General features: G+C 59.1%; 10 protein-coding genes. 4 read left to right on the top strand and 6 right to left on the bottom strand.

The window, feature by feature from the left end:
• A partial coding sequence (locus BSF44_RS30545) for a hypothetical protein (protein ID WP_218194564.1) occupies window positions 1–196 on the top strand: 196 nt, incomplete at its 5' end.
• On the opposite strand, the gene BSF44_RS22030 is transcribed toward BSF44_RS30545, so the two are convergent.
• On the bottom strand, window positions 187–465 hold the full coding sequence (locus BSF44_RS22030) for a hypothetical protein (RefSeq protein ID WP_095945292.1): 279 nt from the start codon (window positions 463–465) through the stop codon (window positions 187–189). The genes BSF44_RS30545 and BSF44_RS22030 overlap by 10 nt on opposite strands.
• Window positions 466–655: 190 nt before the next feature.
• Here BSF44_RS22030 and BSF44_RS22025 point away from each other — a divergent pair, with 190 nt between their 5' ends.
• Entirely contained in the window at window positions 656–862 is a 207-nt protein-coding gene (locus tag BSF44_RS22025; protein WP_033052291.1) for a hypothetical protein, read from the top strand.
• A 123-nt stretch (window positions 863–985) separates the two neighbouring features.
• On the opposite strand, the gene BSF44_RS22020 is transcribed toward BSF44_RS22025, so the two are convergent.
• The gene (locus BSF44_RS22020; RefSeq protein ID WP_057713333.1) at window positions 986–1,570 is read right to left on the bottom strand and encodes a YajG family lipoprotein; all 585 of its coding nucleotides are present in this window, start codon (window positions 1,568–1,570) and stop codon (window positions 986–988) included.
• A gap of 205 nt (window positions 1,571–1,775) precedes the next feature.
• Between BSF44_RS22020 and BSF44_RS22015 the strand changes: the two genes are divergently transcribed.
• Both BSF44_RS22015 and mqo read left to right on the top strand, forming a co-directional pair.
• Window positions 1,776–2,015, top strand: a complete 240-nt coding sequence (locus tag BSF44_RS22015; RefSeq protein WP_095945291.1) for a hypothetical protein — start codon at window positions 1,776–1,778, stop codon at window positions 2,013–2,015.
• A gap of 737 nt (window positions 2,016–2,752) precedes the next feature.
• Window positions 2,753–4,261 carry a malate dehydrogenase (quinone) gene (gene mqo / locus BSF44_RS22010; protein WP_095945290.1) on the top strand — a complete coding sequence of 503 codons (1,509 nt, stop codon included), beginning with the start codon at window positions 2,753–2,755 and terminating at the stop codon, window positions 4,259–4,261.
• A gap of 66 nt (window positions 4,262–4,327) precedes the next feature.
• On the opposite strand, the gene BSF44_RS22005 is transcribed toward mqo, so the two are convergent.
• The 4 genes from BSF44_RS22005 to BSF44_RS21990 form a co-directional block, all read right to left on the bottom strand.
• Entirely contained in the window at window positions 4,328–4,615 is a 288-nt protein-coding gene (locus BSF44_RS22005) for a PA4642 family protein (protein WP_095945289.1), read from the bottom strand.
• Window positions 4,616–4,678: 63 nt separating this feature from the next.
• Entirely contained in the window at window positions 4,679–5,164 is a 486-nt protein-coding gene (locus BSF44_RS22000; RefSeq protein WP_095945288.1) for a hypothetical protein, read from the bottom strand.
• A gap of 142 nt (window positions 5,165–5,306) precedes the next feature.
• Window positions 5,307–5,780, bottom strand: coding sequence for a WbuC family cupin fold metalloprotein (locus BSF44_RS21995; protein WP_008045994.1), 474 nt, complete (start codon window positions 5,778–5,780; stop codon window positions 5,307–5,309).
• A gap of 4 nt (window positions 5,781–5,784) precedes the next feature.
• On the bottom strand, window positions 5,785–6,342 hold the full coding sequence (locus BSF44_RS21990; RefSeq protein WP_056853257.1) for a hypoxanthine-guanine phosphoribosyltransferase: 558 nt from the start codon (window positions 6,340–6,342) through the stop codon (window positions 5,785–5,787).
• Window positions 6,343–6,397: the final 55 nt, after the last annotated feature.

Raw genomic sequence — 6,397 nt, 5'->3', positions numbered from 1 at the left:
GGTTTCGCTCCACGCTTCCTCCCCACACTCGGTCGCCCTCATGCAGTTGCGCTTCACTTCGTTCGCTGTGGCCAGCTTACGGCGGGACTTTCACCCGCAAGATTGCGCCCATGCTGGGCGCACATGTGAAAACGGCGCCCTCGAGGCGCCGCTTTTGTATCTGTTCACCACAGGTTTTGCGATTACTCAGACCTGAGTGCTGATCCACGACACCAGCAGCGCCATCCCCATGCACGCAAAGCCGCAGATGTAAAAAAACCGGTTCATGCGCAAGGTCGCCCAGTCCAGCGTGGGCTCTACCTTGGGGCTGCTCTGGCGCTGCGCCTGCAAACTGGCCATCGCACGCAGTTCGCGGCGACGGGTGGCGTGCAGCAACCAGCCGCCCGGGAAGGCAAAGAGCAAGGCCAGCAGATTGATCAATTTGGCGGGATGGGCGGTAAACAGCGTCATCAAGTGCAGCGACATCACAAACCTCAAGTAAAACAGGTGGCAGGTGCCGGGCCGGCGACCGCGGCGCGGATTCTACCGAAAGCGTCGGCACCTGCCCTCTGTTTCCGACAAATAACGAAGCATTTGATCAACGGCTGTCCTGAGTCACGGCTTCGTCATCTGTATCGGCGAACATGCGCGCCTCGAAACCGACACGGATCACGTCATGCTCCACGCCGAAAACCAGGATCGTCTTTACCTCATCACCCCCAGCGAAGAACAACAAGCCCTCGTCGGCAGCCTCGCCTTCAACGTTCAGGATCGTCATTGGCTGGTGTATTGCGCACTCGGTGGCCACCAGCATGCGGATTTGCCAGAGGCGGATTTGCTGACGGGCGTGAGCGTGCTGGACTTTTACTCGCAAGCCGCCTGACACCCCAGATCTCCTGTAGGAGCGAGTCTGCTCGCGATGGACTTGAAGACGCCGCGGGGTATCAGATTCCCGCGTAATCGTTAACGACCATCGCGAGCAGACTCGCTCCTACAGGGGCTCGCATTACTCGCCGAGCACCTGACCCACGGTCGGGTCCTTGAACAGGCGGGTCAATGCATCACTGAGCACATCGCTGACCAGCTTGGTGTTGGTTTCCTGGTTCGGCGCCATACCGAAGCGCTGGTCCAGGGACGCACCATAACGGCCGCTGTAGCGACGGTTGGCGTTCTGCACATCGGAGCGGAAGGTCGCGCCGATGGTCGCTTCGGTCACGTACATGCCTTCTTTAGGCGACTGATACTTCAGCTCGGCCAGGGTCACGGTGATTTGCGGTGCGTTCGCCGCATTGGCGGTCGGGGTGAAACCCAACAGGCGCACGGCAGCTTCGGCCTGAGCCTGCAGTTTCGGCAGGATCTGCGCGCCTTGTACGGTAATCGCGCTGGTCTCCGGGTACAGGCCACCACGGGTGCCGAGCGTTGGCGATGGACGTCCGTCCACCACACGCACCACTACAGGCTGACCGTGGCCGACGGGCGCCAGTTGAGCCGTCAGCTTGGGTTCCGGGCTCAGTTGTTGCGGGCTGTGGGCGCAGCCAACCAGGGTCAAACTGGTCACAGTGATCAAACCGAACAACAGGCGTTGCAACATGCTCTTCTCTCCAGAATCAGGCACAAACAGGCCGGCAGTATAGCGGTGCGCCACTGCGGGGAACCAGCACCGCACAGTGTTTGATGAAATCTCTGACAAACCCTTTGACCATGCGGTTCCTGTCACACAGATGTCACCCCCCTTACACTTGCACGTAATGGCCTACAGGCAACCTTCTGGGCAGTCACCCAAACGGTACTTCGCCATGCGCCATCTGATCTCTCTGTTCGCGCCACGCCCACTGCATCGCTGCTTCGCCCTGCTCGACCGCAACGGCCACTGCCAGGCCTTCAAGCAATGCAGTCTCCAGCCCATGGGCGACGGCTGGGTTGAAATCGAAGAGATCCGCCTGAACTGGCTGAATCAGCCGCTGCCCGCCGGTGTCCGTGTCGTTTCGCAGCAGCACCGACCACGGTCTCGCGCACAGCAACTGCTGACGACCTGACCAAACACCTAATAAAAGTCATTAAACACGACCATTTCCCTGCGTTTCTTAGATACAATCTCCCCCCGATTATAAGGACGTCTCCTGATCGGGCCTCGCAGCATCGTCAATGCGCTTGTATTGACACCCCGCACCGCCCACAGAGAGCCGCCCACACAGATCGAGTGAAGCTGGCGCGCTTGCTGTTTTGTTGAGCAAAACCTCCACTTTTCGCGAATCTGCAGAGCTGTCATTACGCTCGGTCACTGAGCTGTTTGCCCGTTTTGCCTGCCCTGTATCCCACGGCGGCAATCCACCCGGGCACGGTGCCAGGCTGGGACAGCCCTTTTTGAGGTTCACGTCTTCAAAAGAGCGTGAAAAAAACGGGTTTTCACAACTTCACAAGAGTGTGGCGAGCAAATGAATAGTTTTGCGTCTGAACATGCACCATTAGCGTCTACAACAGCCCAACGACACAGGACCGAGTATTCCTCGAACACCGGAGCCTGAAGCCTGTCCGCTACGGATTTGGTTGCACAAACGGATGTATCGACCATAAGTCGAATTGCCTCCCGCGCGCTGAAATGAGTTCATATGGCTCATAGGCCCGGCAGGTAGCGTCCGTCGAAGTTGCGATAAATTGCGAAGATTCGGACATGGCGATCCTGCCATGAGTTCGAGGGGCATCACTGACTCGCCCCGGAACGCCTGGCAGCCATGCCGACAATTTGGTGCTGCAGATTTTGGAGACGCGTTAAATGGCGCATAACGAAGCAGTCGACGTAGTACTGGTTGGGGCCGGCATCATGAGTGCCACCCTTGCAGTACTGCTCAAAGAGCTCGACCCCGCGATCAAGCTGGAAGTCGTCGAGCTGATGGATTCCGGTGCCGCGGAGAGTTCCAACCCGTGGAACAACGCCGGTACCGGTCACGCCGGGCTGTGTGAACTCAACTACACGCCACAGGCCGCCGATGGCACCGTCGACATCAAGAAAGCCGTGCACATCAACACCCAGTTCGAGGTGTCGAAGCAGTTCTGGTCGTATTTGACCAGGAAAGGCACGTTCGGCTCGTGCAAATCGTTTATCAGCCCGGTGCCACACCTGAGTTTCGTACAGGGCGACAGCGGCGTGTCCTTCCTCAAGGAACGCTTCAAGGTGCTGAGCAAGCACCACGCCTTCGCCGACATGGAATACACCGAAGACAAGGCCAAAATGGCCGAGTGGATGCCGCTGATGATGCCTGGCCGCGATCCGGGCGAAACCCTCGCCGCGACCCGCGTGATCAATGGTACCGACGTCAACTTCGGCGCCCTGACCAACCAGTTGCTCAAGCACCTGACCAGCGCACCCGATGCCCAGGTCAAGTACTGCAAGCGCGTGACCGGCCTCAAGCGCAACAACGGCGGCTGGACCGTCAGCATCAAGGACGTCAACAGCGGCAACACCCGTGAAGTCGACGCCAAATTCGTCTTCCTCGGCGCTGGCGGTGCGGCACTGCCGTTGCTGCAGGCTTCGGGCATCGAAGAAAGCAAAGGCTTCGGCGGCTTCCCGATCAGCGGCCAGTGGCTGCGTTGCGACAACCCGGAAGTGGTCAAGCACCACCAGGCCAAGGTCTACAGCCAGGCTGCCGTAGGTTCGCCGCCCATGTCCGTGCCGCACCTGGACACCCGCGTGGTCGAAGGCAAGAAGTCCCTGCTGTTCGGACCTTATGCCGGCTTCACCACCAAGTTCCTCAAGCACGGTTCCTTCATGGACCTGCCAATGTCGGTTCGCGCCGGCAACATCGGCCCGATGCTGTCCGTGGCGAAAAACAACATGGACCTGACCAAGTACCTGGTCAGCGAAGTGATGCAATCGATGGAGCAGCGCCTGGAATCCCTGCGCCGCTTCTACCCTGAGGCGAAAGCCGAAGACTGGCGCCTGGAAGTGGCCGGCCAACGGGTGCAGATCATCAAGAAAGACCCGAAGAAAGGCGGCATCCTGCAATTCGGTACCGAACTGGTCGCGGCCAAGGACGGTTCCCTGGCGGCACTGCTCGGCGCTTCGCCAGGTGCCTCGGTGACCGTTTCGATCATGCTTGAGCTGATCGAAAAATGCTTCCCGGGCAAAACCAAGGGCGAATGGGCCAGCAAACTGGCAGAGATCTTCCCTGCCAGGGAAAAGGTCCTGGAAACCGACGCTGCGCTGTATCGCAAGATCAACACGCAGAACAACGTTGCCCTGGAACTGGTTGAAGCCAGCAGCGAGACCGAAAGCTACGCTTGATTCGGCCTTATGAAAAACGCCCCGTTCTCACTGAGAGCGGGGCGTTTTTTTATGGCTGAAATTTACTCAGCCGCGAGCTTTTTCGATCAGCTCGATGTAATCCGGCGCGTTGCGCTGATCCTGGATCAGTTCAACGAAGGTTTTGCCGTGTTCATCCTTGCCATCAACGTCGTAACCCGCTTCGACGAAGAACGTCAGGAAACGCGCGAAATCGTCAATGCGCAGGCCACGGTAGGCCTTGACCAGTTTGTGCAGGGACGGAGAAGTCGCGTCGACCGGTTCGAAATCGAGGAACAACTTGATCTGCTCATCACCGATCTCGTCACCAATCACTTGTTTTTTATCTTTACGCATTGCCGACTCCAGCTTGCAGACATATCACGGGGCGGGCAGTTTACCCCTGCGCGGGCTCAAGGCTCAACGCGGACGAGTGCTGCCGGTGTGCAGATCGGCCCAGACATGGCCATTGGCGTAGCTGAGAAACTGGCAATACACCGTGTCGTTGCGCAACAAATCGATCACCACCCGGTATTGCGCCAGCGGGTAATAAAGGGTCAGGGTCTTGCTTTTATCGTCGAAGACCGGCTTCTTCAGGCTTTTGCTTTCACCATCGAAGTTGACCAGCACCTGACTGATGGTGGCACCCTTGTTCAGGGATTTGCCCTTGAGCCGAATCATCAGCGGTGAAGTGACCGGAATCGGCTGTTGACTGGATTGACGCTGGCTGCCTACCACCACCGAGTAATCGGTGACCTGCATCAGTTGCTGCTGCTCAGGCTCGCTGTCACGCAGGGTCAGGTCATCGGGCGGCAGGAACTGCGCATGCATGGGCGCCGGCGCGGCGGCCAGGGGCAGGCTGAGGGTCAGCAACAGGGCGGCGCAGCAGCGGATCAAATGGCTCATGACAGGCTCCAGGGGTGAACGCGTCCCCCTGTAGGAGCGAGCATGCTCGCGATGGTCGTCAACGTTAACGCGGAAAACCAGATGCCCCGCGGTGTCCTTGGGCTCATCGCGAGCAAGCTCGCTCCTACAGGGGGGTAGAAGATCAATCGAACTGCGCGCGCATCCACGCCTGATACTCGGCAACACCGGGCTCGCCCTCGCGCGGCGCCCAATGCGCCAGCTCACCCTCACCGACCGGGCGGTAAGGACCGGCCTTGCATTCGAACATCAGGCTGTCGGCCTCCAGCACCACCAAACCGTGGAACACACCGGTTGGCAGGTCCACGCCAACACAGTCGCCACCGGCCTGCAGCACGGTCTTGCTCAGCACCGCACCGGTCTCGTCAAAGATCAACACGCCCAGCCGCCCCTTGAGGACCAACAGGGTTTCGGCCTTGTTGTCGCCCAGATGCCGGTGAGGCGGGACATAGGTGGACGGCTGCAACCCCACTGCCATGCGATGGCAAGCGTCTTCCATCTGATGGAAATTGTGATGCTGGCGCCCACGAGGATTGGCCGCGGCTTTCCCGGCCAGCTCGGCAAACAAGGTCTGATCCAGAAAGCTCGGCACGCTCATGTTCTTACATTCCTTTAACCGCAAAGATCCCGTTAGCATTACGCCAGTAACCTTTGTAGTCCATGCCGTAACCGAAGATGTAGCGGTCGATGCACGGCAGACCGACGAAATCGGCCTTGAGGTCTGGACGGGCCTTGCGATCGTGGTCTTTGTCGATCAGCACGGCAGTGTGCACTTTGCGGGCACCGGCGTGTTTGCAGAAGTCGATGATCGCGCCCAGGGTGTGACCTTCATCAAGGATGTCGTCGATGATCAGCACGTCACGGTCGATGAAGGAAACTTCCGGCTTGGCTTTCCAGAACAGCTCGCCGCCGCTGGTTTCGTTGCGATAACGGGTGGCGTGCAGGTAGGACGCCTCCAGCGGGAACTGCAAATGGGTCAGCAGTTTGCCGGCGAAAATCAGCCCGCCGTTCATCACGCAGAACACCACCGGGTTGCTGTCCGCCAGTTCTTCATTGATGTGTGCACCGACGCGGGCGATGGCCGCCTCGACTTCAGCTTCGGTGTACAGGCAGTCAGCCTCTCGCATGATTTGACGGATATGCTCGAGATCAGCGGACATGGCGCTCTCCAAGGGGGGACGGATTCGGAAAAGCGGGCAAAGGTACGCATCAAGC

The sequence above is a fragment of the Pseudomonas sp. ACN8 genome (assembly GCF_002303925.1).
In the GTDB taxonomy this organism is placed as follows: domain Bacteria; phylum Pseudomonadota; class Gammaproteobacteria; order Pseudomonadales; family Pseudomonadaceae; genus Aquipseudomonas.
Note: the sequence above shows the minus strand (reverse complement) of the source record. Positions and strands in the feature narration are given on the sequence as shown.

Coding starts and splice junctions, on each gene's coding strand:
- BSF44_RS22030 (WP_095945292.1), bottom strand. CDS start 465: ATGTCGCTGCACTTGATGACGCTGTTTACCGCCCATCCCGCCAAATTG.
- BSF44_RS21995 (WP_008045994.1), bottom strand. CDS start 5,780: ATGAGCGTGCCGAGCTTTCTGGATCAGACCTTGTTTGCCGAGCTGGCC.
- BSF44_RS22005 (WP_095945289.1), bottom strand. CDS start 4,615: ATGCGTAAAGATAAAAAACAAGTGATTGGTGACGAGATCGGTGATGAG.
- BSF44_RS22000 (WP_095945288.1), bottom strand. CDS start 5,164: ATGAGCCATTTGATCCGCTGCTGCGCCGCCCTGTTGCTGACCCTCAGC.
- mqo (WP_095945290.1), top strand. CDS start 2,753: ATGGCGCATAACGAAGCAGTCGACGTAGTACTGGTTGGGGCCGGCATC.
- BSF44_RS22015 (WP_095945291.1), top strand. CDS start 1,776: ATGCGCCATCTGATCTCTCTGTTCGCGCCACGCCCACTGCATCGCTGC.
- BSF44_RS22020 (WP_057713333.1), bottom strand. CDS start 1,570: ATGTTGCAACGCCTGTTGTTCGGTTTGATCACTGTGACCAGTTTGACC.
- BSF44_RS21990 (WP_056853257.1), bottom strand. CDS start 6,342: ATGTCCGCTGATCTCGAGCATATCCGTCAAATCATGCGAGAGGCTGAC.
- BSF44_RS22025 (WP_033052291.1), top strand. CDS start 656: ATGCTCCACGCCGAAAACCAGGATCGTCTTTACCTCATCACCCCCAGC.